The organism is Paucibacter sp. M5-1 (genome assembly GCF_027498415.2).
In the GTDB taxonomy this organism is placed as follows: domain Bacteria; phylum Pseudomonadota; class Gammaproteobacteria; order Burkholderiales; family Burkholderiaceae_C; genus Roseateles_E.
The window spans coordinates 2,263,383-2,287,962 of sequence record NZ_JAPZLM020000001.1 but is presented as its reverse complement, the minus strand read 5'-3'; the positions used below and the strand labels follow the sequence as shown (position 1 = coordinate 2,287,962).

The window sequence follows — 24,580 nt, the reverse complement described above, 5'->3', positions numbered from 1 at the left end:
GCCGCAGCGCCCTCGATGCCCATTTTTCTGAAGGAATGCAAACCATGAGTCGATTCCAAGTTCGCAAAGTCGCCGTGCTCGGCGCTGGCGTGATGGGCGCGCAGATCGCTGCGCACCTGGTCAACGTCAAGGTGCCGGTCGTGCTGTTCGACCTGCCGGCCAAGGAAGGTGCCAAGAACGGCATCGTCAGCAAGGCCGTCGAGGGCCTGAAGAAGCTCAAGCCCGCGCCGCTGGCCGTGCCGGAGAACGCCGCGCTGATCCAGCAGGCCAACTACGAGGAGCATCTGGAGCTGCTGAAGGATTGCGACCTGATCATCGAGGCCATCGCCGAGCGTATGGACTGGAAGCTCGATCTCTACACCAAGATCGCCCCCTTCATCGCTCCGCACGCGATCGTCGCGTCCAACACCTCGGGCCTGTCGATTACCAAGCTCAGCGAAGTGCTGCCCGAAGAAATCAAGCCGCGTTTCTGCGGCATCCATTTCTTCAACCCGCCGCGCTATATGTACCTGGTCGAGCTGATCAACACGCCGACCACCCGTCCGGAAGTCATCGACCAGCTGGAGAGCTTCGTCACCACCGCCGTCGGCAAGGGCGTGGTGCGCGCCAATGACACGCCCAATTTCGTCGCCAACCGCGTCGGCATCGCCGGCATGATGGCCACGATGATCGAGGCCGAGAAGTTCGGCCTGTCGGTCGACGTGGTGGACGACCTGACCGGCAAGAAGCTGGGCCGCGCCTCCAGCGGCACCTTCCGCACCGCCGACGTCGTGGGCCTGGACACCATGGCCCATGTCGTCAAGACCATGCAGGACAACCTGAAGGACGACCCCTTCTATTCGACCTATGCCACACCCAAGGTGCTGGCCGCGCTGATCGAGAAGGGCGCGCTGGGCCAGAAGACCGGTGCCGGCTTCTACAAAAAGGTCGGTAAGGACATCCAGCGCCTCGATTTCGCCACCGGTGAGTACGTCGCCGGCGGCAAGAAGGCCGACGACATCGTCGCCCGCATGCTGAAGAAGCCCGCCGCCGACCGCATCAAGCTGCTGCGCGAGTCGAGCAACCCGCAGGCCCAGTTCCTGTGGTCCATCCTGCGCGACAGCTTCCACTACGCCGCCGTGCACCTGAACACCGTGGCCGATACCGCGCGCGAAATCGACTTCGCAATGCGCTGGGGCTTCGGCAGCAGCCAGGGCCCGTTCGAGCTGTGGCAGGCCGCCGGCTGGAAGCAGGTCGCCGAGTGGATCTCGGCCGACATCGCCGAGGGCAAGACCCTGTCCAGCGCTCCGCTGCCCGCCTGGGTGACCGAAGGCCCGGTGGCCGAGAACGGCGGCGTGCACAGCGCCAATGGCTCCTGGAGCGCAGCTGAGGGCAAGTTCAAGGCGAAGCCGAAGCTGCCGGTCTATGAGCGCCAGGCCTTCCCCGAGTCCCTGGTGGGCGAGGGCGCGGCCGAGCCGCTGAAGGCGGGCACCGAGGAGTTCAAGAACGAAGAGATCCGCGTCTGGAGCCTGGACGGCGAGGTGTTGATCGCCTCGATCACCGCCAAGCTGCACCTGATCAGCCCCACCGTGACCGAGGGCCTCTTGAAGGCCGTCGAGATCGCCGAGGCGAAGTACAAGGGCCTGGTGATCTGGAGCCCGGACGATGTGTTCTCGGCCGGTGCCAACCTCGAAGCGCTGATGCCGGTCTTCATGAAGTCGGGTGCCAAGGGCATCGCGCCGGAGGAGAAGAAGCTGCAGGACATGATGCTGCGCATCCGCTACGCCAATGTGCCGGTGGTTGCCGCGATGCGCGGCCTGGCCCTGGGCGGCGGCGCCGAGCTGGCCGTGCATTGCGCGCGCCGTGTCGCGCATATGGAAAGCTATGTGGGCCTGGTGGAAGTGGGCGTCGGCCTGATCCCCGGTGGCGGCGGTCTGACCTATATCGCCCGCCGTGCGGCCGAGATGGCCAAGGCCGGCAATGCCGACGCGGACATCTTCGCCTTCCTGAAGGACGGCTTCACGACCGCCGCCACCGCCAAGGTCGCGACCTCGGCGCTGGAAGCGAAGAAGAACGGCTTCCTGCTGGACAGCGACATCGTCGTGCCGAACAAGGACGAGCTGCTGCACGTCGCCTCCAGCCAGGCCAAGTCCATGTTCGAGTCGGGCTACCGTCCGCCGCTGAAGGCGCTGTTCCCGGTGGCCGGCCGTTCGGGCATCGCCACCATCAAGGGCCAGCTGGCCAATATGCGCGATGGCGGCTTCATCAGCGCCCACGACTACCACCTGGCGGCCCTGATTGCCGATGTGGTCTGCGGTGGCGAGGTCGAAGCCGGTTCGCTGGTCGACGAGGAATACCTGATGTCGCTGGAGCGCAAGCACTTCTGCAGCTTGCTGGAGCACCCCAAGACCCAGGAACGCATCATGGGCATGCTGCAGACCGGCAAGCCGGTTCGGAACTAATGACCTTGCGGGACAGACCGCGCGAGCAACGCGAGTAGCTCTGTCCCCAACTGACTGGAACACATCATGAGCAAGCAAGTTCAAGAAGCCTATATCTGCGCCGCCACCCGCCTGCCCATCGGCAAGTCGGGCCGGGGTTATTACAAGAACACCCGTCCGGACGAGATGCTGAGCCGCGCCATCCAGGCCGCGCTGGCCCAGGTGCCGGGTCTTGACCCCAAGGTGATCGAGGACGCCATCATCGGCTGCTCCTTCCCCGAGGGCGAGCAGGGCATGAATATCGCCCGCGTCGCGGCCGTGCTGAGCGGCCTGCCGAACACGGTCGGCGGCGTCACGGTGAATCGCTACTGCGCCTCGGGCATCACCGCGCTGGCGATGGCGGCCGACCGCATCCGCATCGGCGAATCGGAGGTGATGATCGCTGGCGGCGTCGAGTCGATGAGCATGGTGCCGATGGGCGGCAACAAGCCCAGCCTGCCTCCCGCGATCTTTGAACGCGACGAGAACATCGGCCTGGCCTATGGCATGGGCCTGACCGCCGAGAAGGTGGCCGCGCAGTGGAAGATCAGCCGCGAGGCCCAGGACGAGTTCGCGCTGGAGTCGCACCGCCGCGCGCTGGCCGCCATCGAGGCCGGCCACTTCAAGGACGAGATGACGCCCTTCGAGATCCTTGAGCGTTCGCCCAATCTGGCTGATGGTTCGGTGAACCTGAAGAAGCGCATCGTCGACACCGACGAAGGTCCGCGCAAGGACACCTCGCCCGAGGGCCTGGCCAAGCTCAAGCCGGTGTTCGCCGCCAAGGGCAGCGTCACCGCCGGCAACAGCTCGCAGACCTCGGACGGCGCCGGCGCGCTGATCGTCGCCTCTGAAGCCGCGGTCAAGCGCTTCGGCCTGACCCCGCTGGCCCGCTTCGTCAGCTTCGCGGTGCGCGGCGTGCCGCCCGAGATCATGGGCATAGGCCCGATCGAGGCCATCCCGGCCGCGCTGAAGCTGGCCGGCATCTCGGCCCAGGACCTGGGCTGGATCGAGCTGAACGAGGCCTTCGCCGCCCAGTCACTGGCCGTGTTGAACGATCTGGACAGCAAGGGCATCGTGCTGGACCGCACGAAGGTCAACCCGAACGGTGGCGCGATCGCGCTGGGCCACCCGCTCGGCGCCACCGGTGCGATCCGCGCCGCCTCGGTGATCCACGGCCTGCGCCGCACCGGCGCCAAGTACGGCATGGTGACCATGTGCGTCGGCGCCGGCCAGGGTGCGGCCGGCATCATCGAACGCCTGTAAGCGTTCCTGACAAGCGCGGCCTCGGCCGCGCTTTCGCTGGGGAGTTCCGCAGCATGACGATCAGCTTCCGCGCCGGCGACGGCTTTGAACTGAAGGGCCATCTGTATGGCAATGCAGCCACGGCCAGGGCCGGCCTGCTGATCGCGCCGGCCATGGGCGTGGAGCAGCGCTATTACGCCGACTTCGCCCACTGGATGGCGGCGCAGGGCTGGCTGGTGCTGAGCTTCGACTATCGCGGCATGGGCGCTTCGCGGCCGGCCGAGATGCGGCGCTCGCTGAAGGGCCTGGACGCGGACATCCGCACCTGGGCCGAGCGCGATGCTGCCGCCGCGCTGGATGAGTTGTCGCGCCGCCTGGGCAGCGAGACGACACCGGTTCACTGGCTGGGCCACAGCCTGGGCGGTCAGATTCTCGGCCTGCTGCCCAACCGCGAGCGTGTCAGCCGCGCGATCACCGTCGGCTGCGGCAGCGGCTACTGGCGCGAGAACTCGGCGGGCCTGAGGCGCTATGTCTGGTGGCTCTGGTATGTCGTCGTGCCGCTCGCCCTGCCGCTGTTCGGCTATTTCCCGGGCCGCAAGCTGCGCAAGGTGGGCGATCTGCCGCGCGGCGTGATGGCGCAGTGGCGGCGCTGGTGCCTGGACCCCGGCTACATGATGGGCGAGGGTGGCGAGGCGCTGCGTGCCCATTACGCCGCGCTGCGCACGCCGATGTTGTCGCTGGCCTTCACCGACGACGAGTTCATGTCCCGCCGCAACACCGAGTCGCTGCACGGCTTCTATGCCGGTGCCAGCCCCGAGCTGCGCCGCATCGCACCGAAGGACGTCGGCGCACGCCGCATCGGCCATTTCGGTTTCTTTCGCAAGCACTTCGAGGCCAGCCTGTGGCCGCAGGTGCCGGCCTGGCTGAGATGAAGCGCCGCCATCTGCTGCTGGCTTGCGCCTCGCCGCTGCTGCTGAGCGGCTGCGCCGGCGAGCTCTCGCCCGGCTTCAGCAGCTGGCAGCAGGCCCGCGAGTCGGTGCTGGAGCTGATGTTGCGCCAGCACCATCTGGCGCACGAGCGCTGGAGCCTGCCGCAGCTGCTGCAGCATCTGGCGCAAAGCATCGAGTTCTCGATCCAGGGCTATCCCGAAGCCAGGAGCGCGCTGTTCCAGCAGACGCTGGGCCGAACCGCCTTCGCGGTGTTCGACGCCCGTGGCCAGATGAGCCACGATCTTGCCGAGCCGATTCCCGGTGCGCCCGCGCTCGATCCCGAGCAAGGCCTGAAGATCGCGGTGCAACGCCTGCTGGACGCGATGCAGGCCTTCAGCGCGCACAAAGGCCAGTTCAAGCCACATTTCGCCTATGGCCAGCTGGACCGCGCCGAATACCAGCGCGCCCACCTGATGCACCTGGCCAACCACTGGACCCAGGTGCAGGCGCTCACGGCCACGGCCCGGGCCGCCGCGAACCCCGACAATCACATCCATTCCAAGGAGACCCCGACATGACCATCAAGACCGCCATCGTCAACGGCGTGGCCAGCATCGAAATCGCCCGCCCCGAGAAGAAGAACGCGCTGACCTCGGACATGTACCAGCAGATGGCCGATGCGATCAACGCGGCCGCCACGGCCGGCGAGGTTCGCGCCGTGCTGATCTACGGCCAGCCCGGCATCTTCACCTCGGGCAACGATCTCGAGGACTTCATGGCCCGCCCGCGCTCGGGCGAGGACGCCCCGGTGTTCCAGTTCATGCGCGCGCTGCTGGGCTGCGACAAGCCGGTGATTGCCGCCGTGACCGGCGGTGCCATCGGCATCGGCACCACCATGCTCTTGCACTGCGATTTCGTCTTCGTTGCCGACGACGCCCGTCTGGCCATGCCCTTCGTCAGCCTGGGCCTGGTGCCCGAGTTCGCTTCCAGCCTGCTGGTGCCGCAGCTGATGGGCAACCGCCGCGCGGCCGAGAAGCTGCTGCTGGGCGACCCCTTTACCGGCGAGCAGGCGGTCGAGTGCGGCATTGCCAATGCGGTGCTGCCGGCCGGCGAGGTCGTCAACCATGCGCGCCGCGTGGCCGAGCGCTTCAACAAGCTGGCCCCCAGCGCGGTGCGTGAGAGCAAGCGTCTGATGCGCGCGCCGCAGGCCGAGGCCGTGCTGGCGACGATCAAGACCGAGGCCGAGATCTTCGGCGCCCGCCTGCGCAGCCCCGAGGCGATGGAAGCCTTCCAGGCCTTCTTCCAGAAGCGCCAGCCGGACTTCAGCAAGTTCGAGTAAGCCCTCGGCATGTTGCAGCTCGCGCCTATCGTGCGGTTGGCGCTGGCGCCGCTGCTGCTGTGGCAGGGCGCGCGCGTGCGGCGCCAGGCCCTGCGCCTGCCCGAGGCCGAGGGCCAGCGGGCTGGCGTGACCGGCGAGGGCCCGCTGGTGCTGCGCCTGCTGATCGTCGGCGATTCGTCCGCCGCCGGTGTCGGCGCGCCGAGCCAGGACGAGGCGCTGGCCGGCCATCTGAGCCGGGCCCTGGCGCGGCGCCTGGGCGGCATGGTGCGCTGGCAGGTGCTGGCCCGCAGCGGCCACACGACGGCCAATGCGCTCGAGCATCTGCGCGTCAGCGAGATCTTCCCGGCCGATGTGGTGGTGACGGCGCTGGGCGTCAATGATGTGGTCGGCCAGCTCTCGCCCCGGCGCTGGCTGCAGCAGCTCGACCAGATCGATGACCTGCTGCAGCAGCGCGCCGCCGCGCCGCGTTTCACGCTGCACAGCGCGGTGCCGCCGATGCACAGCTTTCCGCTGCTGCCGCAGCCGCTGCGCTGGCTGATGGGGGCCCAGGCCCTGCGCATGAACCGCGCGCTGGGCCGCCACCTGCTGGCCCAGCCCCGGCGCGGCATGCAGGCCCTGCCGGCCCATCTGCATGGCAAGGCCGCCGTGCGCCTGATGGCGCGCGACGGCTTCCACCCCAACCCGGCCGGCTATGCGGCCTGGGCCGAGGCGCTGGCGGAGCGGCTGGTGAGGGAGTGGGGAAAGCCGCCGCGCCGCTAGGCTCCGTCGGCCGGCAGGCGCCGCATGCGCTGGATGTCGCGCTGCGGCGGGGCGCCGAACAAGCGGCTGTAGTCGCGGCTGAACTGAGAGGCGCTCTCGTAGCCCACGCGCGCGGCCGTGCTGCCGGCGTCCAGCGCCTGGTTCAGCATCAGCAGCCGCGCCTCCTGCAGGCGCAGCTGCTTCTGGTACTGCAGCGGGCTCATGCCGGCGAGGTTGCGAAAGTGCAGCCGGAAGGTCGAGGGGCTCATATGCACCCGCGCGGCCAGCTCGTCCATCAGCACATCGTGGACAAAGTTCTGTTTCAGCCAGGCCATGGCCTGCGCGATCTGGTGGCTGGGCGAGCCCGCCGCCACCAGCTGCCGAAGATAGGGACCATGCGGGCCGCTCAGCAGTCGCACCAGGATCTCCTGCTGTATCAGCGGCGCCAGGCTGGCGCACAGCTGAGGCTCGTCTTGCAACTGCAGCAGGCGGACCATCGCATCGAGCAGCGGCTGGTCCAGCGGGCTCAGCGAGACGGCGCCGGGGGCTTGCTCGCGCGGCAGCGCCGGCAGTTCCATCTGAGCGGCCAGCTGCAGGATGTGGCGGGCATCGAGCTTGAGCATCAGGCCCAGAAAAGGCTCGGCCAGGTCGGCCCGGGTGATCTGGGCGAGCACCGGCAGATCCACGGTCGTCAGCAGGGACTGGCCCGGACCGAGGCTCATCACCTGTTCGCCGAGCGTCACCTGCTTCGCGCCCTGTGCGATGACGGCCAGGCCCAGCTCGTAGAAGCAGGGCAGGGGATCGCTCCTGGCGCTGAGCCTGTGGACGCTCAGCGCGGCCACAGCGCTTGGGTGACTGCCGTCAGTTCGGGCAATCTTGCCGATCTCCTGGGCCAGGCGGGCAATGGTCATGGGCGGGGTGTTGTGCAGCAGAGGGGTCGAGGCCAAGCCACTGTAGCGCCGGCGCGAGCGGCAGCTGACGGATCCGGCGACGGAACATCGAAATTGGCAAGACAAGCGTCGGAACGGGCAAGCGCTGCCGACGCCGGGCGCGGACACTGGCCGCCATTCCCTACCGACGGAGCCCCAGCGATGAGCACCCTCAATGTCAATGGCCGCGATCACGCGGTCGACGCCGATCCCGGCACCCCCATCCTCTGGGCCCTGCGCGACACGCTGGGCATGACCGGCACCAAGTTCGGCTGCGGCGCGGCGCTGTGCGGCGCCTGCACCGTGCATCTGGACGGCCAGGCGATCCGCGCCTGCATCACGCCGATCTCGGCGGCCGAGGGCAAGAAGATCCGCACCATCGAGGCCACGACCGATGGCAGCGACAAGGTCGGCGCGGCGGTGCATGCGGCCTGGGTCAAGCATGACGTGGCCCAGTGCGGCTACTGCCAGAGCGGCCAGATCATGAGCGCGACGGCTTTTCTGAAGTCGCTGCCCAAAGGCAAGAAGCCCACGGCCGCCGAGATCGACGGCGCGATGGCCGGCAATATCTGCCGCTGTGGCACCTATGCCCGCATCCGTGCCGCGGTGGCCGATGCCGCCAAGACCCTGGCCTGAAGGAGCGCCCACCATGTTGAACCACACGCTTGAGATGCCGCGCGCGCTGCAAGACCTGCTGGAACGCGACGCTGCCGACGAATCTACCCTCGCGCTGCCGCGCCGCAGCTTTCTGAAGCTCGCCGGCGCCGGTGGCCTGGCGCTCGGTGCCTACCCGCTGCTGGCCAGCGCGCAAGCCCCCGCCGCGGCCGGACTGAAGCCGACACAGCAACCCTCGGCCTTTGTGCAGATCGCGCCCAATGGCGAGGTCACGGTCACCATCAATCGGCTGGAGTTCGGCCAGGGTGTGCAGACCGGCCTGCCGATGATTCTGGCCGAGGAACTGGACGCCGACTGGGGCCTGGTACGCAGCCGCAACGGCTCCAGCGACCCGGCCTACCTCGACCCGCTGTTCGGCCTGCACATGACCGGCGGCTCGAACTCGATCAAGAACAGCTACACGCAGTACCGCGAGCTGGGCGCACGCGCCCGCGCGATGCTGCTGAGCGCCGCCGCCGCACGCTGGAATGTCGATGTGGCCACGCTGCGCACCCAGGCCGGCCAGGTGATCGCCGCCGACGGCCGCAAGCTGGGTTATGGCGCGCTGGCCGAGGCCGCGATGGCGCTGCCGGTGCCCGAGCAGGTCACGCTGAAGAACCCCAAGGACTTCCGCCTGATCGGCCGTGCGACGACGCGGCTGGACGCCCGCGCCAAGAGCAGCGGCCGGCAGGACTTCGGCATCGACACCCGGCTGCCCGGCCAGCTGACCGCCGTGGTCGCACACCCACCGGTGTTCGGCGCCCGGCTGCGCTCGCTGGACGACAGCGCGGCGCGGGCGATCAAGGGCGTCAAGGCGGTGCTGCGCATCCCGGTGGACCAGGGCGGCGAGGGCGTGGCCGTGGTGGCCGAGGGCTACTGGCCAGCCAAGCAGGGGCGCGAGGCGCTGAAGCTGGACTGGGACACCAGCACCGTCGAAAAGGTCGACAGCGAAAAGCTGCTGGCCCAGTACCGCGAGCTGGCGAAGCAGCCCGGCGCGCGCGCTTTCGACGCCGACATGGCGCCGCTGGCCACGGCCCCGCGCCAGCTGGAGGCCGAGTTCGTCTTTCCCTACCTGGCCCATGCGCCGATGGAGCCGCTGAACTGCACGGTCAGCCTCGGCAAGGACCGCGCCGAGCTGTGGGTCGGCACGCAGTGCCCGGGCCTGGACGCGGCCGCGGCGGCCGGCGTGCTGGGGCTGAAGCCCGAGCAGGTGACGATGCAGGTGCAGATGGCCGGCGGCGGCTTCGGCCGGCGCTTTGTCGGGTCGAGCGACTATGTGGTCGAGGCCTGCAACGTCGCCAAGGCCGCCCGGGCCGCCGGCCTGGACGCGCCGATCCGCACGCTGTGGAGCCGTGAGGACGACATCAAGGGCGGCTACTACCGGCCCATGCATCTGCACCGCGCCCGCATCGGCTTCGACGAGCGCGGCAATGTCTTGGCCTGGGACCATGTGCTGGTCGGCCAGTCCATCACGACGGGCACCGTGTTCGGCCAGTTCATGGTCAAGAACGGCATCGACGGCACGGCCACCGAGGGCTTGCGCGAGCCCTATCCGCTGCCTATGCGGCTGACGGTGCATCATCCCAAGGTGAACGTGCCGGTGCTGTGGTGGCGCAGCGTGGGCTCGACCCACACCGCTTATGTGATGGAGACCCTGCTCGACGAGATCGCCCGTGCGACCAAGCAGGACCCGGTGGCCTACCGCCTGCGCCTGATTGGCGACAAGCACCCGCGCCACCGCGCCGCGCTGCAGCTGGCGGTCGACAAGAGCGGCTATGGCAAGAAGCAGCTCCCGGCCGGCCGCGCCTGGGGCGTCGCGGTGCACGAGTCCTTCAGCACCGTGGTGGCCTATGTGGTGGAGGCCTCGCTGAAGGACGGCCAGCCGCTGCTGAACCGCGTCACCGCCGGCGTGCACTGCAATCTGGCGGTCAATCCGCGCAGCATCGAGGCGCAGGTGCAGGGTGCGGCGCTGATGGGCTTGTCGATGTGCCTACCGGGGGCTGCGATCACGCTGAAGGACGGCGTGGTCGAGCAGAGCAATTTCGGCGACTTCGCGGTGCCGCGCATCACCGACATGCCGCAGATCGCCGTCCATGTGGTGCCCAGCGCCGAGCCGCCCACCGGCATGGGCGAGCCGGGCCTGCCGCCGCTGGCCCCGGCCTTTGCCAACGCGATCACGCGCCTGACGGGCAAGCCGCTGCGCGAGCTGCCCTTCAAGCTGGCCTGAGCCCGATTCAGATCACATTGAGTTCCAGATAGGGGCGGCCCGCCGCGATGCGATTGGGTGTCAGCGGGCTCAGGTCCAGGCTGCGGTACTCGCCGTGCGCGATCCACTCGGCCAGGCCGCGGCCGACACCCGGCGCGTGCTGCAGGCCGTGGCCCGAGAAGCCGCAGGCCAAGAGCAGGTTGGGGCAGGCGTCGAGCGGGCCGACCAGGCCGTTGTGGTCGAAGGCATTCATCTCGTAGTAGCCGGCCCAGGCGCGCTGCGGGCGCAGGCTCTCGAAGCCGGGCACGCGCGCGGCCAGCGCCGGCCAGAGCCGCTCTTCGAACAGCCCGGGCTCGGGGTCCAGCGGCAGGCCGTCGGCGTCCTCGCCCAGCGGCGGACCGCCGCAGATGAACTGGCCTTCACCCTCGGGCCGGAACCACAGCCCCGAGGGATCGATCACCAGCGGGCAGTCGGCGGCCGGCTCGGGCGTGCGAAAGGCGTAGACGCTGCGGCGCTTGCCACTGACCGGCACGGCCAGGCCCGCAGTGGCGGCCAGCGCGCCGGACCAGGCGCCGCAGGCCAGCACATATAGATCGGCGTGCAGCCGCTGGTCGGTATCGGTCTCGACACCGACCAGGGCGCCGCTGGCGTCGCGCCGCAGCGCCAGCGCCTCGCCCTTCAGATACTGCACGCCCAGGGCCTGGGCCTGGCGCTTCAAGGCCTGCAGCAGGCCCCAGCCGTCGAACCAGCCCTCGCCGCTGCGGCCCCAGGAGCCCAGGGCCAGGTCTTGCGTGGCCAGCCAGGGCCAGCGCTCGCTCAGCTGCGTCGGGGCCAGCAGGGCGATGTCGGCGCCATGGGCGGTCTGCAGCGCATGCAGCTCGCGCAAGTCAGGGGCACCGGCCGGGCTGGCCAGATAGAGATAGCCGCGCTCGATCAAGCCGGCCTCGGCGCCGGCCGCGCGCAGCACTTGCAGGCCGTACTGCGACAGCGCGATGTTCAGCGGGGTCGAGAACTGCTGGCGTATCGATGCGGCGGACAGGGCCGAGGAGGCCTGCGCATAGCTCGGGTCGCGCTCCAGCACGAAGATCTCGAAACCCGGCTCGGCGCCCAGATGGGCGGCGATGGCGCTGCCGATGGCGCCGCCGCCGAGGATCAGGACCCTAGTTTTCACACCTGTTCGGCAAACACCCGGGGCTTGCCGTCGCGGTCGATCGCCACATAGGTCAGGTTCGCCTCGGTGACCTTGACCACCTGCGGGTTGGCCGGGTTGCGCTCGGCCACCACCTCGACATGCACCGTGATCGAGGTGCGGCCGATGCGCTTGACCTGGGCGTAAAAGCTCAGCAGGTCGCCGACCGAGACCGGTTGCTTGAAGATGAACTCGTTGACCGCCACCGTCGCGACCCGGCCGCGCGAGACCCGGCTGGGCAGCACCGAGCCGGCCAGATCGACCTGGGCCATGATCCAGCCGCCGAAGATATCGCCGTTGGCATTGGCATCGGCCGGCATCGGCATCACACGCAGCACCAGCTCGCGCGGCATGCCGGGCTGGCTGCTGGGGGTGGCGTTGTTTTCAGGGGAAGGGCTTGAAGCGTGGCTCATGATGCATACCTGGGAAAATTGGACTCATTGTCGGCGACCGTCCGATGTCCAGCAAAAAACATGCGCACAAGTCTCTCGACCCCGGCCGTCAGCCCCGAGCCCGCCGCCGCACCGGCCCCGCCCCGCTCCGACTGGGCGACGATTGCCAAGCTGCTGCCCTATCTGTGGCGCTACCGCTGGCGGGTCGGGTTGGCGTTGGGCTTCATGCTGGGCGCCAAGCTCAGCAATGTCGGCGTGCCGCTGCTGCTGAAGCAACTGGTCGACAGCCTGTCGCTGAAGCCCGGCGATCCGCAGGCCCTGCTGGTGCTGCCGCTGGGCCTGCTGCTGGCCTATGGCGCGCTGCGCCTGATGACCTCGCTGTTCACCGAGTTGCGCGAGCTGATCTTCGCCAAGGCCACCGAGGGCACGGCGCGCAGCATCTCACTGCAGGTGTTCCGCCATCTGCATGATCTGAGCCTGCGCTTCCACCTGGAGCGCCAGACCGGCGGCATGACGCGCGATATCGAGCGTGGCACGCGGGCCGTGCACTCGCTGATCTCGTACTCGCTCTACAGCATCGTGCCGACCCTGATCGAGGTGACCCTGGTGCTGGGCCTGCTGGCCGTCAAATACGACATCTGGTTTGCCGGCATCACGATCGCGGCCCTGGTGCTCTACGTCAGCTTCACCGTGCTGGTGACCGAGTGGCGCACCAAGTTCCGCAAGCAGCTCAACGAGCTCGACTCGGTGGCGCACAGCAAGGCGATCGACTCGCTGCTGAACTACGAGACGGTCAAGTACTTCAACAACGAGGACTTCGAGTCGCGCCGCTATGACGAAAGCCTGGAGAAGCTGCGCCGCGCGCAGCTGAAGTCGCAGTCCACGTTGTCGCTGCTGAATACCGGCCAGCAGCTGATCATCGCGACCGCGCTGGTCGCGATGCTGTGGCGCGCGACCCAGGGCGTGGTGTCGGGCACGATGACCCTCGGGGACCTGGTGATGGTCAATGCCTTCATGATCCAGCTCTACATCCCCTTGAATTTTCTCGGCGTGATCTACCGCGAGATCAAGCAGAGCCTGACCGATCTGGACAAGATGTTCACGCTCTTGGAGCGCGACCGCGAGGTGGCCGATGCGCCAGGGGCGCCGGCGCTGCGCATCGCGGGTGCGGCGGTGCGTTTCGAGAACGTCAGCTTCGCCTACGAGGCCGCGCGGCCCATCCTGAAGAACCTCAGCTTCGAGATCCCGGCCGGCAAGAAGGTGGCCGTGGTCGGCCCCAGCGGCTCGGGCAAGAGCACGCTGGCGCGCCTGCTCTACCGCTTCTACGACCTCGACGCCGGCCGCATCCTGATCGACGGCCAGGATGTGCGCGGCGTCAGCCAGGGCTCGCTGCGCCGCGCGATCGGCATCGTGCCGCAGGACACGGTGCTGTTCAACGACACGGTGGCCTACAACATCGCCTATGGCCGGCCCGGTGCCTCGCGCGAGGAGGTCGAGGGGGCGGCCCGCGCCGCCCATATCCACGACTTCATCGCGGCCACGCCCAAGGGCTACGAAACCATGGTGGGCGAGCGCGGGCTCAAACTCAGCGGCGGCGAGAAGCAGCGCGTCGCGATCGCCCGCACCTTGCTGAAGAACCCGCCGATCCTGATCTTCGACGAGGCGACCTCGGCGCTGGACTCGCGCAACGAGCGCGCGATCCAGGCCGAGCTGGAGGCGGTGGGCCAGAACAAGACGGTGCTGGTGATCGCGCACCGGCTCTCCACCGTGGTCGATGCGCACGAGATCCTGGTGATGGAGCAGGGCGTCATCATCGAGCGCGGCCATCACGAGGACCTGCTGGCGCGCGGCGGGCGCTATGCGCAGATGTGGCGGCTGCAGCAGTCCGGCGCTGCCGAGCCGCCGGCCTGAATGCAGACAAGCCGCCGGGTGGCGGCTTGCTTATGGTCGCGGGGCTGCGCTCAGGCGCGCTGGCGGCGCCGCGTGCCCAGCAGGGCCGCGCCGAAGCCGGCCGCGACCAGGGCCAGGCTGGCCGGCTCGGGCACATCGACGGGCGGCTGTGCGGCACCGAACACCATGTCATCGAAGAACATGGTCCGGTTGCCGCCCTGGAACACCACCGAGTAGGCCTTGCCCTCGAAATCGGTGCGGATGTCGCGCCAGGTGCACAGCGAGAAGGCACCGCAGTTCTCCTGCACGACATTGCTCAGATTGAACTCGCGCAGCAGCTTGCCCTGGCCATCGAGCCCGTCGAAGATGCGCAGCGAACCCGAGCTCTGGTTGGTGAGGTAGCTCAGGCTCAGCAGGTCCTCGAAGCCGTCCTTGATATTGACCCAGAACGCGGCGGCGGCGGGCAGGTCCGGATCGAGGTCGACCAGGCCCAGCACGGTGTCGCCGGAGGGGCGATTGCCGATATTGCTGTAGGAGCCCTTGTCGCCGGCCAGCACCGCGTTGAAGAAGAAGTTGACGCCCTGGCCCGAGTACTGGTCGCGCATCAAGGTGTTGTCGGCCTGGCCCAGGCCATCGAACGTGAGCTTGATGGGGCCGGCGGCGGCGCCTGCCGCGCTCGCGACCAGGGAAATTACCGCCAGTGCTTTGATGAGCCTCATGGGGTGCTCCGCTTCGATGGTGTTGGGGACGCCAAACTTCGAGGACTACGCGCCCGAATGTACTCAAGCCTTGTTACATTGTGTCGTCACACCCCCCTTTACCTAGGGGGGTGAGAACCTCAAACAAGGGGCCTGCGACGCAGGGCTACACTGGGCAGTGTGGAAACCAAATGGCTTGAAGATTTCGTCAGTCTGGCCGAGACCCGCAGCTTTTCGCGCTCGGCTCAGCACAGGCATGTGACTCAACCGGCGTTCTCGCGCCGCATCCAGGCGCTGGAGGCCTGGGCCGGGGTCGACCTGGTGGACCGCAGTTCCTACCCGACCCGGCTGACCGCCGCCGGCGAGACCTTGCTGGGCCAGGCCGTCGAGATGCTGGGCAGCCTGCAGGCCACCCGCAATATGCTGCGCAGCCACCAGGCGGTGGGGCAGGACATGATCGAGTTCGCGGTGCCGCACTCGCTGGCCTTCAGCTTCTTTCCGCATTGGCTGATGGACTTGCGCCAGCGCTTTGGCGCGGTCAAGAGCCGCCTCAATGCGCTGAATGTGCACGACGCGATGATGCAGCTCAGCGAGGGCAACTGCGATCTGCTGATCGTCTACCACCACCCCAGCCAGCCGCTGCAGCTCGACCCCGAGCGCTACGAGATGGCCTCGCTGGGGCACGAGACCCTGGCCGCCTATGCCAAGGCCGATGCCCAGGGGCGGCCGCTGTTCGCGCTGCCCGGGCATCCGGGTCAGAAGATCCCGTTCCTCAGCTATGCCTCCGGGGCCTATCTGGGTCGGCTGGTCGAGCTGGTCGTCAAGGACTCGCCGACGGCGCTGAACCTCGATTCGATTTACGAGACCGATATGGCCGAGGGCCTGAAGGCGATGGCGCTGGAAGGCCACGGCATGGCTTTCCTGCCGGCCAGCTCGGTCAAGAAGGAACTCAAAGCCAAACGTCTGGTGCAGGCCACCGCGCCGGGCTCGTATGAGCTGAGCATGGAGCTGCGCATCTACCGCGAACGGCCCGAGGCGGCGCGGCGCAGCAAGCCGGTGGCGCTGGCGCTGTGGGATTACCTGACGCAGCGCAGCTGAGGGCTAGGAACTAGGAAAAACCCTGAAGCCTCATGTGTGTGCTGCATAACCGTGCGTGCATTCGGCATTGGGCGATCAGCGAACGCACCGTTAGAGTCCGGCCCTTCATCGGCGTGCTCGGCAAATAGTGGCTCAAATCTTGCTGCAAATGCGGCAGGAGGGCGGATATGCGTGAAACTCCGTACCCGGCGCTCGGCCGGTCCGTGATCTGCTTGGCGTTCTCGTAATGATTCTGAAAGAGGAGCTTCCATGAAAAAGACATTGCTTGTGTTGGCCGTCGTTGCCGGTTTTTCCCTGTCGGCCCAGGCCGATACGCTGAAGAAGATCAAGGACAGTGGCGCCGTCACGATGGGTGTGCGCGAGTCCTCCGGCGCGCTGTCCTACACGCTGGGCGATGGCAAGTTTGTCGGCTACCACGTCGAGATCTGCCACAAGGTGCTGGCCGATGTGCAGAAGTCCCTGGGCCTGGCCAAGCTGGACGTCAAGTACCAGCCGGTGACCTCGCAAAACCGCATCCCGCTGGTGCAGAACGGCACCGTCGACATCGAGTGCGGCTCGACCACCAATAACGCGGCGCGCCAGAAGGATGTGGCCTTCGCCGTCACCACCTTCGTCGAGGAAGTGCGCATCGCCGTCAAGGCCAATTCGGGCATCAACTCGATCGCCCAGCTCAATGGCAAGAACGTCGCCACCACCACCGGCACCACCTCGGTCCAGACCCTGCGCAAGAACGAGCGCGCCACCGGTGTGGACTTCAAGGAAGTGTTCGGCAAGGACCACGCCGACAGCTTCCTGCTGCTGGAGTCGGGCCGTGCCGACGCCTTCGTGATGGACGGCGCCATCCTGGCCGGCAATATCGCGAAGGCCAAGAACCCGGCCGACTTCAAGCTGGTCGGCGATGTGCTGTCGGTCGAGCCGATCGCGATCATGATCCGCAAGGATGACCCGGCCTTCAAGAAGGCGGTGGACGACAGCATCAAGGCGATGATGAAGTCCGGCGAGCTGGCCAAGCTGTGGACCAAGTGGTTCGAGCAGCCGATCCCGCCGTCCAACACCAAGGTCGGCATGCCGGTCAATGACAACACCAAGGCGGCCTGGGCCAACCCCAATGACAAGCCGATGGAAGACTACGCGAAGAAGTAAACGCAAGGCCTGAGGGCATCAACACGGGGCCGCTCGGCGCAGTTCGGGCGGCCTCGATTTTTTGACGGAGGTAGCGGTGGCTACATGGGATTGGCAGGTGTTCTGCAAGGACACCATTGATGGGGAAATGGTGCCGCGCTGCTTCGGCAGCGGCGGCAGCATCACCTACCTGGACTGGCTCTTGTCGGCCTGGGGATGGACGCTCAGCGTGGCCGTGCTGGCCCTGATCGTGGCTCTGGTGGTCGGCTCGCTGATGGGCATTCTGCGCACCACGCCGAGCAAGGGACTGGTGGCTCTGGGCAATGCCTGGACCGAGCTGTTCCGCAACATCCCGCTGCTGGTCCAGGTCTTTCTCTGGTACCACGTGCTGCCTTCGCTGTTCACACCGCTGCGTGAGGTGCCCAGCTTCATCCTGGTGGTGTTCGCGCTGGGCTTTTTCACCTCGGCGCGGATCGCCGAGCAGGTCAAGGCCGGCATCCAGAGCCTGCCCACCGGCCAGCGCTATGCCGGCCTGGCAATGGGCTTCACGCTGCCGCAGACCTACCGCTATGTGCTGCTGCCGATGGCGTTTCGCATCGTCATCCCGCCGCTGACCAGCGAGAGCATGAATATCGTCAAGAACTCCTCGGTGGCCTTCGCGGTCTCGATCGCCGAGCTGACCATGTTCGCGATGCAGGCCCAGGAGGAAACCTCGCGCGGCATTGAGGTCTATCTGGCCGTGACCGGCCTGTACTTCGTCTCGGCCTTCGCCATCAACCGCATCGCGCTCTTCATCGAGCAGCGCGTCCAGGTGCCCGGCATCCTCGGAGGTGGCCGATGAATCTCGACTTTTCCTTCCTCGACTGGAGCGTCGTCTCCAGCTTCATCCTCAAGGGCCTGATCTTCAGCGTCGAGCTGACGCTGATCGCGACCTTTGGCGGCATCGTGCTGGGCACCTTGCTGGCGCTGATGCGCTTGTCGGGCAAGAAGTGGCTGGTGCTGCCGGCCGCCTTCTATGTCAACACGCTGCGCTCGATCCCGCTGGTGATGGTGATCCTGTGGTTCTTCCTGCTGATCCCTGCGGCCTTCTATGCTGCGGTCGGCGGCGAGTGGGGTTCCAGCAACCGCGCCGAGCTGTCGGCCATCATCACCTTCACGGTGTTCGAGGCCGCCTACTTCTCGGAGATCATGCGCGCCGGCATCCAGAGCGTCCCCAAGGGTCAGGTCTATGCCGGCTATGCGATGGGCATGAGCTATCGCCAGACCATGCAGCTGGTGGTGCTGCCCCAGGCCTTCCGCAATATGCTGCCGGTGCTGATGACACAGACCATCATCCTGTTCCAGGACACCTCGCTGGTCTATGCAATCGGCGCCTACGATCTGCTGAAGGGCTTCGAGATCGCCGGCAAGAATTTCAACCGGCCGGTCGAGACCTATCTGGTGGCTGCCGTCGTCTACTTCGTGATCTGTTTCAGCCTGTCGATGCTGGTGCGTCGCCTGCAGAAGAAGATCGCCATCATTCGCTAGAAAGCTTTGGCCATGATTGATATCAAGAACATCTCCAAGTGGTACGGCCCCTTCCAGGTGCTGACCGACTGCAGCACGACGATCAAGAAGGGCGATGTGGTCGTGGTCTGCGGCCCCTCGGGCTCGGGCAAGTCCACGCTGATCAAGACCGTCAACGCGCTGGAGCCTATCCAGAAGGGCGACATCGTCGTCGACGGCATCTCGATCTCCGACCCCAAGACCGACCTGCCCAAGCTGCGTGCCCGGGTCGGCATGGTGTTTCAGAATTTCGAGCTGTTTCCGCACCTCTCGATCACCGAGAACCTCACCATTGCGCAGATCAAGGTGCTGGGCCGCAGCCTCGACGACGCCAAGGCCCGCGGCCTGAAGATGCTGGACCGCGTGGGCCTGATCGCCCAGAAGGACAAGCACCCCGGCCAGCTGTCGGGCGGTCAGCAACAGCGGGTCGCGATCGCGCGCGCGCTGTCGATGGACCCTATCGTGATGCTGTTCGACGAGCCGACCTCGGCGCTGGACCCCGAGATGGTCGGCGAGGTGCTGGACGTGATGGTGCAGCTGGCCAACGAGGGCATGACGATGATGTGCGTGACCCATGAGATGGGTTTCGCCAAGAAGGTCAGCGATCGCGTGATCTTCATGGACGCCGGCAAGATCGTCGAGGACTGCAGCAAGGACGATTTCTTCGGCAAGCCCGAGGAGCGCTCACCGCGCGCCAAGGACTTCCTGGCGAAGATCCTGCAGCATTGATAGGCATTGCGGGACAGACCGCCCGAGCGAAGCGAGTAGCTCTGTCCCCAACTGACTAGGTGTTTACGGCTCGATCGCAGCCCCCACCACCGCCTCGCCGCCGGCCACCGTACCGATCAGCGTCGCGCGGCCGCTGACCAGATCGACCCGGTACCAGCTCGACAGCTTGCCGCGCGTGACGGCCGAGTAGGCGGCGTTGGATACATCCGAGATGTCCAGCGTCGCCCGCTCGAAGGTGCCCAGGCCCAGCGAGCCGACCGTGTAGAGCCGGCCACTATTGGGTGACACCATCGGCGTCACGCCTTCCTTCGTGCCCTGGTGCACCAGCGTGCCCAGCTTGCCGTCCAGCGCGTAGTTGGTCGTGATCTTCTCGTTGTCCTTGTTGTAGGTGTAGCCGGCCGCGACCAGGGCGCCCGCCTTGCCGGCGTTCGCGTCGGCGGCGTCATAGGCCAGCCGGCCGTCGAACTGCAGGCCCGGCTGGTCCGCATTGCCGTCGACCACCGCCCCGGTGTCCGGGTGCAGGCGCAGATTGAAGCCGGCGTCGTTGACGACGCGGATGCGGTCCACCGTCGGGTTGAAGTCGAAGCCCCATTCGGTGGCCCCCTCGCGCGGCAGGGCCACCGGCGTGCCGATGCGGCTGGCGCTGCCGTCGGCGGTGTTGATGCGGTAGAGCTGGCCGCTGTCGCCCAGCGCGAACAGCTGGCCCTTGGCGACCCGGTAGTCAATGCCCAGCAGCCGCTCCTCGGCGGCCAGGCCGCTCAGCGCCTTGCTGCTGAGGATCTTCTGCGGCTGGCCGGCGTTGAACTGGATCAGCTTGTTGCTCGCGGTCACCGCATAAATCATCTCCTTGGCCGGCGGCCCGATGGTTTCGGTGCTGGCGCAGGCGGCCAGCAGGGCGGCGGCGATCAGGGACAGGGCGTGACGGGACATGGCTTCTCCGTGCTGTGAGGGTCATCGATTGTTGGTGAGCGCCGGCGCCGCTGTCCAGGGAATAGCGGGGGCTTCATGCGGGAATTCCACCGGGCCACGGGTGCGACAATGCCGGCCCATGAGTACCGCCACCACTACCCAGCTGAGCCTGATTCGCCCCGACGACTGGCATGTGCACCTGCGCGACGAGGCCGCGATGCAGAGCGTCGTGCCGCACACCGCGCGCCAGTTCGCCCGCGCCATCGTGATGCCCAATCTGCGCCCGCCGATCACGACGGCCGCCCAGGCCCAGGCCTACCGCCAGCGCATCCTCGCGGCCGTGCCCGAGGGCCTGAAGTTCGAGCCGCTGATGACGCTGTACCTGACCGACCTGACCCCGGTCGACGAGATCAAGCGCGCCAAGGACGCCGGCGTGGTCGCGCTCAAGCTCTACCCGGCCGGCGCCACGACCAATAGCGATGCCGGTGTCACCGACATCAAGAAGACCTACAAGACGCTGGAGGCGATGCAGCGCGAGGGCCTCCTGCTGCTGGTGCACGGCGAGGTGACCGACCCGGACATCGATGTGTTCGACCGCGAGGCCGTCTTCATCGACCGCGTGATGACGCCGCTGCGGGCCGACATGCCCGAGCTGAAGGTGGTGTTCGAGCACATCACGACCAAGGAGGCCGCACAGTATGTGCACAGCGCCGATGCCTACACGGCTGCGACCCTGACGCCCCAGCACCTGCTCTACAACCGCAATGCCATCTTCACCGGCGGCCTGCGCCCGCACTACTACTGCCTGCCGGTGCTCAAGCGCGAGGAGCACCGCCTGGCCCTGATACGGGCCGCGACCTCGGGCAGCACGAAGTTCTTCCTCGGCACCGACAGCGCGCCGCACGCCTCGGTGATGAAGGAGAACTCGGTCTGCGGCGCCGGCTGCTTCACCGCGATGAGCGCGCTGGAGCTCTATGCCGAGGCCTTCGAGGCCATGGGCGCGCTCGACAAGCTGGAGGCCTTCGCCAGCTTCAATGGCGCCGACTTCTACGGCCTGCCGCGCAATACCGAGCGCGTCACGCTGCTCAAGCAGGACTGGAGCCTGCCCGACAGCGTGCCCTTCGGCGAGGCGCGGCTCAAGCCGCTGCGCGGCGGCGAGTCGCTGGGCTGGAAACTGCTCTGACCGCGCGGCCTCCTGGCTGCAAACCGGCTAGCATGGCCGGCGACGCAACGAGGAGGGAACAGACTTGCGCAAACTCTTGATCGTGGCCGGACTGCTGCTGCAGGTTTTGGCCCAGCCGCTGCTGGCTCAGCCGCAGCCGGTGCCCGCAGCTCCGGCAGCGGCCGCCAGCGCGCCGGCCGCGGCGGTCTCGGCCACCGCCCGGCGCATCTACGAGCGGGCCCGTGGCCAGCTGCTGCAGATCCGCACCCTGCTGAAGAACCAGGACAGCCAGGCCTCGGTCGGCTCGGGCTTTCTGGTCAGCGAGGACGGCCATGTGATCACCAACTACCATGTGATCAGCCAGGCCGCGCTGGAGCCCGAGCGCTACCGCCTGCGCTATGCCGGCACCGAGGGCCAGGCGGGCGAGCTGGAGCTGCTGGACTTCGATGTGCGGCGCGACCTGGCGCTGCTGCGCGTGGTCGGCGCCGGGCTCAAGAATGCCGGCGCGCTGCGCTTTCGCCCGCTGGATCAGCCGCTGTCCAAGGGCGACCGCATCTACTCGATGGGCAACCCGCACGACGTGGCCTTCGCCGTCGTCGAGGGCACCTACAACGGCCTGGTCGAGCGCAGCTTCGATGCGCTGATCTACTACTCGGGCAGCATCAACTCGGGCATGAGCGGCGGCCCGGTGCTGGACGAGGAGGGCCGGGTCGTCGGCATCAATGTCTCGGCGATGTTCTTCGCCCAGCAGATGAGCTTTCTGGTGCCGGCCGAGTTCGCGCTGCGCCTGTTCGAGCGCAGCCGCACCGCCAAGCCGCTGGCCGGCCCGGCCTGGCCGCGCCTGCGCGAGCAGCTGATGGCCTATCAGGACGAGCTGGTGAGCCGCTTCATCGCCCAGCCCTGGCGCGGCGCCGATCATGTGCGCTACCGGCTGCCGGTGCCGCAGGAGCAGTTCATGCGTTGCTGGGGGCGCGGCACGCCGGCCGACAGCAAGGGCCTGGACTTCCAGCGCTCGCAATGCCGGATGGAGCATGCGGTCTTCATCAATGGCGCGCTGCAGACCGGCTATCTGGACATCTCGCACGAGGCCTACGACGGCGCCAAGCTCGGCGCGCTGCGCTTTGCCAAGCAGTACTCGGGCAGCTTTCGCAACGAGAACCTGGGCCGCTCCAACAAGCAGCGCACCGCGCCGCACTGCCGCGAGGAGTTCATCCAGAAGGGCGTCAAGGAGGGGCCGCCGCTGCGCGCGGTGATCTGCCTGAGTGCCTACCGCAAGCTGGCCGGCCTGCACGACCTGAGCGTGCTGGTGACCACGGTGGATGGCGCCACCGAGGGCGCGCTGGGCCGTTTCGATGCCCGCGGCATCAGCTTTGACAACGCGCTCAAGCTGAGCGCCCACTACCTCGGAGGCTTCGGATGGACGCGCGCGCAGCAGCAGTGATCGAGGTGCTGGGCCGCGACGGCCAGGTGCGCGCCACCCACAAGCTGCAGGCCTGGCCGGTCTCGATCGGCCGCTCGCCGGACTGCGACATCGTGCTGGACGACAGCCATCTGGCCGCCACCCATGCCCGCTTGAGCCTGGAGGAGGCCGGCCCGCAGCTGGCCCTGCTACCCAGCCTGAATGGCGGCCAGCTTGGCCGGCGGCGGCTGGCGGCCGGCGAGTCGGTGGCCCTGGGGGCCGGGGCGGTATTCCAGCTCGGCGCCACCCAGCTGCGCCTGCGCCGCAGCAGCGATGCGCTGGCGCCGGAGCAGCCGCTGCTGCTGGCCGCCGGGGCGCCGCCGCTGCGCTGGCTGGCGGGGCTGATGCTGCTGTGGCTGGGCGCGCTGTGGCTGGACCAGTGGAGCTCGCTGAACCCGGGCTCGCCGTGGATCGACTATGCCGCCGCGGTGCTGATGCCGCTGGGCCTGCTGCTGAGCTGGGCCGCGCTCTGGGCCCTGGTGACCCAGCTGTTCCAGCACCGCTTCCCCTTTGCCAGCCATCTGTGGCGGGCCCTGGTCGGTGTGGCGCTGATGAGCCTGGTGGGCGCGCTGCTGCCGCTGCTGGCCTATGCCTTCTCGCTGCGCCAGCTGCTGCCGCTGGAAGGGCTGATCCTGCCGCTCGGGCTGGCAGGCCTTGTGTACTGGCATGGCAGCCTGGTCTGGCCGCGCGGCCGGCGGGCGCTGGCCTGGGGGGTGTTGGGTTTTCTGGTCTGCTCGCAGGCCCTGCTGGTGGCCAGGCGGCTGGACCAGCAGCACTGGTTCGGCCCGCCGTACTTGAGCGCGCTGCCGCCGCCGGCGCTGCGCCTGGTCGCGCCCAAGCCACCCGAAGCGCTGATCGATTCGCTGCGCCCGCTGGAGGCCGAGCTGGCCCGCCAGGCCAAGAAGGACGACGAGGAGCGGGCCGAAGACGGCGAGGACTGAGGCGCGCGCCGCCTGTCAGGCAAGCGTGCGCAGCGCCAGCTCCTGCATCGCATCGGCCGCCGCCGATGTGCGCGAGGCGCGGCTGCGCAGCAGGGCCACGGCCATCGTGGGCAGCGGTGGCAGACCCTGTTTGTCGCCGAGGATCTGCAGGCCCGGCGGCACGCTGCAGCGCGTCAGCACGGCCACCGCCAGCCCGCTCTCGACCGCCGCAAGCTGGCCCGCCAGGCTGGCGCTGTGATAGACGATGCGGTGGCCGCGCCGCTGCGCGTTCAACGCCGCCAGCGCATCGCGGCGCGCCATGCTGCCGCTTTCGTAGACGGCCACCGGCAGCGGCTCGCGCCGCCAGGCCTCGTGCTGCGCGGCCCCGACCCAGACCAGGGGTTCGTCGAACAGATGGGTGCCGCGGCCGGGCTTGTCCTGCGAGACCAGGGCCAGATCGAGCTCGCCGCGCTGCACCTGCGGGATCAGCGCGGTCGACTGCTCGCAGACCAGCTCGATCTCGACCCCGGCATGGCGGTTCGCGAAGCTGCGCAGCAGCGGCGTCAGATAGCCGGCTGCATAGTCGTCGGGCACGCCGAAGCGCAGCCGTCCGCCCAGCTGCGGGCCGTGCAGCGCGGTCAGTGCCTCGCCATGCAGCTCCAGCATGCGGCGCGCAAAACCCAGCAGCTCCTGGCCGCTCGGGGTCAGCTCCAGATGACGCGGGCCACGCAGCAGCACCGGCCGGCCGACGGCCTCTTCCAGTTTCTGCAGCTGCATGCTGACGGCCGATTGCGAGCGGTGCAGCAGCGGTGCGGCGGCCGATAGCGAGCCGGCATCGACCACCGCGACGAAGGCGCGCAGCCAGTCCAGTTGCAGATCCCGCATCGCTCGCTCCAGCTATTCGATAAGCGAATGGTAGCCAGCAAAACTATCCGCTTCACAGGATTTGCCGGCTGGCCGAGCATCGCGGC

The 24,580-nt window shown here is 67.9% G+C and carries 23 protein-coding genes; 17 read left to right on the top strand and 6 right to left on the bottom strand.

What is annotated here, in order from left to right:
• Positions 1–44: 44 nt before the first annotated feature.
• The 6 genes from O5M90_RS10660 (at position 45) to O5M90_RS10635 (ending at position 6,728) form a co-directional block, all read left to right on the top strand.
• The gene (locus O5M90_RS10660; protein WP_269838592.1) at positions 45–2,441 is read left to right on the top strand and encodes a 3-hydroxyacyl-CoA dehydrogenase/enoyl-CoA hydratase family protein; all 2,397 of its coding nucleotides are present in this window, start codon (positions 45–47) and stop codon (positions 2,439–2,441) included.
• Positions 2,442–2,507: 66 nt separating this feature from the next.
• On the top strand, positions 2,508–3,722 hold the full coding sequence (locus O5M90_RS10655) for an acetyl-CoA C-acyltransferase (RefSeq protein WP_269838593.1): 1,215 nt from the start codon (positions 2,508–2,510) through the stop codon (positions 3,720–3,722).
• A 53-nt stretch (positions 3,723–3,775) separates the two neighbouring features.
• Entirely contained in the window at positions 3,776–4,633 is an 858-nt protein-coding gene (locus tag O5M90_RS10650; protein ID WP_269838594.1) for an alpha/beta hydrolase family protein, read from the top strand.
• Positions 4,630–5,208, top strand: coding sequence for a DUF1569 domain-containing protein (locus tag O5M90_RS10645; RefSeq protein WP_269838595.1), 579 nt, complete (start codon positions 4,630–4,632; stop codon positions 5,206–5,208). The genes O5M90_RS10650 and O5M90_RS10645 overlap by 4 nt, the downstream gene beginning before the upstream one ends.
• Positions 5,205–5,969 (top strand): enoyl-CoA hydratase, encoded by a 765-nt coding sequence (locus tag O5M90_RS10640; RefSeq protein ID WP_137941204.1) that lies wholly within the window; start codon positions 5,205–5,207, stop codon positions 5,967–5,969. The genes O5M90_RS10645 and O5M90_RS10640 overlap by 4 nt, the downstream gene beginning before the upstream one ends.
• A gap of 9 nt (positions 5,970–5,978) precedes the next feature.
• Positions 5,979–6,728 carry an SGNH/GDSL hydrolase family protein gene (locus O5M90_RS10635; RefSeq protein WP_269838596.1) on the top strand — a complete coding sequence of 250 codons (750 nt, stop codon included), beginning with the start codon at positions 5,979–5,981 and terminating at the stop codon, positions 6,726–6,728.
• On the opposite strand, the gene O5M90_RS10630 is transcribed toward O5M90_RS10635, so the two are convergent.
• Positions 6,725–7,618: an AraC family transcriptional regulator gene (locus O5M90_RS10630; RefSeq protein WP_269838597.1), complete on the bottom strand. Its 894-nt coding sequence runs from the start codon at positions 7,616–7,618 to the stop codon at positions 6,725–6,727. The genes O5M90_RS10635 and O5M90_RS10630 overlap by 4 nt on opposite strands.
• A gap of 180 nt (positions 7,619–7,798) precedes the next feature.
• Between O5M90_RS10630 and O5M90_RS10625 the strand changes: the two genes are divergently transcribed.
• Both O5M90_RS10625 and O5M90_RS10620 read left to right on the top strand, forming a co-directional pair.
• Complete coding sequence (locus tag O5M90_RS10625; protein WP_269838598.1) at positions 7,799–8,272, top strand: (2Fe-2S)-binding protein; 474 nt, start codon at positions 7,799–7,801, stop codon at positions 8,270–8,272.
• Between the two features lie 13 nt (positions 8,273–8,285).
• Positions 8,286–10,517, top strand: coding sequence for a xanthine dehydrogenase family protein molybdopterin-binding subunit (locus O5M90_RS10620; protein ID WP_269838599.1), 2,232 nt, complete (start codon positions 8,286–8,288; stop codon positions 10,515–10,517).
• Positions 10,518–10,524: 7 nt separating this feature from the next.
• On the opposite strand, the gene O5M90_RS10615 is transcribed toward O5M90_RS10620, so the two are convergent.
• Complete coding sequence (locus tag O5M90_RS10615; protein ID WP_269838600.1) at positions 10,525–11,667, bottom strand: NAD(P)/FAD-dependent oxidoreductase; 1,143 nt, start codon at positions 11,665–11,667, stop codon at positions 10,525–10,527.
• Positions 11,664–12,038 (bottom strand): acyl-CoA thioesterase, encoded by a 375-nt coding sequence (locus tag O5M90_RS10610; RefSeq protein WP_137941296.1) that lies wholly within the window; start codon positions 12,036–12,038, stop codon positions 11,664–11,666. Before O5M90_RS10610 ends, O5M90_RS10615 begins: the two co-directional genes overlap by 4 nt.
• A gap of 120 nt (positions 12,039–12,158) precedes the next feature.
• On the opposite strand from O5M90_RS10610, the gene O5M90_RS10605 reads away from it, so the two are divergent.
• Positions 12,159–13,988, top strand: a complete 1,830-nt coding sequence (locus O5M90_RS10605; RefSeq protein WP_269838601.1) for an ABCB family ABC transporter ATP-binding protein/permease — start codon at positions 12,159–12,161, stop codon at positions 13,986–13,988.
• A 50-nt stretch (positions 13,989–14,038) separates the two neighbouring features.
• Here the strand turns inward: O5M90_RS10605 and O5M90_RS10600 are convergent, their stop codons facing one another.
• Positions 14,039–14,686 (bottom strand): PEP-CTERM sorting domain-containing protein, encoded by a 648-nt coding sequence (locus O5M90_RS10600; protein WP_269838602.1) that lies wholly within the window; start codon positions 14,684–14,686, stop codon positions 14,039–14,041.
• 159 nt (positions 14,687–14,845) lie between these two features.
• Between O5M90_RS10600 and O5M90_RS10595 the strand changes: the two genes are divergently transcribed.
• The 5 genes from O5M90_RS10595 to O5M90_RS10575 all read left to right on the top strand — a co-directional run bounded on the left by O5M90_RS10595 (position 14,846) and on the right by O5M90_RS10575 (position 19,159).
• Positions 14,846–15,763 (top strand): LysR substrate-binding domain-containing protein, encoded by a 918-nt coding sequence (locus O5M90_RS10595; RefSeq protein ID WP_137941196.1) that lies wholly within the window; start codon positions 14,846–14,848, stop codon positions 15,761–15,763.
• A 249-nt stretch (positions 15,764–16,012) separates the two neighbouring features.
• Complete coding sequence (locus tag O5M90_RS10590; protein WP_137941195.1) at positions 16,013–16,906, top strand: amino acid ABC transporter substrate-binding protein; 894 nt, start codon at positions 16,013–16,015, stop codon at positions 16,904–16,906.
• A gap of 127 nt (positions 16,907–17,033) precedes the next feature.
• A complete protein-coding gene (locus tag O5M90_RS10585) occupies positions 17,034–17,726 on the top strand; it encodes an amino acid ABC transporter permease (protein WP_137941295.1) in 693 nt (230 codons plus the stop codon).
• Positions 17,723–18,412 carry an amino acid ABC transporter permease gene (locus O5M90_RS10580; RefSeq protein ID WP_137941194.1) on the top strand — a complete coding sequence of 230 codons (690 nt, stop codon included), beginning with the start codon at positions 17,723–17,725 and terminating at the stop codon, positions 18,410–18,412. The genes O5M90_RS10585 and O5M90_RS10580 overlap by 4 nt, the downstream gene beginning before the upstream one ends.
• 12 nt (positions 18,413–18,424) lie before the next feature.
• Positions 18,425–19,159, top strand: a complete 735-nt coding sequence (locus tag O5M90_RS10575; RefSeq protein WP_137941193.1) for an amino acid ABC transporter ATP-binding protein — start codon at positions 18,425–18,427, stop codon at positions 19,157–19,159.
• A gap of 63 nt (positions 19,160–19,222) precedes the next feature.
• Here O5M90_RS10575 and O5M90_RS10570 read toward each other — a convergent pair whose 3' ends face one another.
• Positions 19,223–20,089 carry a DUF4394 domain-containing protein gene (locus O5M90_RS10570; RefSeq protein WP_269838603.1) on the bottom strand — a complete coding sequence of 289 codons (867 nt, stop codon included), beginning with the start codon at positions 20,087–20,089 and terminating at the stop codon, positions 19,223–19,225.
• A 118-nt stretch (positions 20,090–20,207) separates the two neighbouring features.
• Between O5M90_RS10570 and pyrC the strand changes: the two genes are divergently transcribed.
• The 3 genes from pyrC (at position 20,208) to O5M90_RS10555 (ending at position 23,630) form a co-directional block, all read left to right on the top strand.
• Positions 20,208–21,251, top strand: coding sequence for a dihydroorotase (pyrC, locus tag O5M90_RS10565; RefSeq protein ID WP_269838604.1), 1,044 nt, complete (start codon positions 20,208–20,210; stop codon positions 21,249–21,251).
• Positions 21,252–21,315: 64 nt separating this feature from the next.
• Positions 21,316–22,671, top strand: a complete 1,356-nt coding sequence (locus O5M90_RS10560; RefSeq protein ID WP_440402012.1) for a S1 family peptidase — start codon at positions 21,316–21,318, stop codon at positions 22,669–22,671.
• Positions 22,647–23,630: an FHA domain-containing protein gene (locus tag O5M90_RS10555; RefSeq protein WP_269838606.1), complete on the top strand. Its 984-nt coding sequence runs from the start codon at positions 22,647–22,649 to the stop codon at positions 23,628–23,630. Before O5M90_RS10560 ends, O5M90_RS10555 begins: the two co-directional genes overlap by 25 nt.
• Positions 23,631–23,645: 15 nt before the next feature.
• Here the strand turns inward: O5M90_RS10555 and O5M90_RS10550 are convergent, their stop codons facing one another.
• Positions 23,646–24,494 carry a LysR substrate-binding domain-containing protein gene (locus O5M90_RS10550; RefSeq protein ID WP_269838607.1) on the bottom strand — a complete coding sequence of 283 codons (849 nt, stop codon included), beginning with the start codon at positions 24,492–24,494 and terminating at the stop codon, positions 23,646–23,648.
• Between the last annotated feature and the right edge of the window lie 86 nt (positions 24,495–24,580).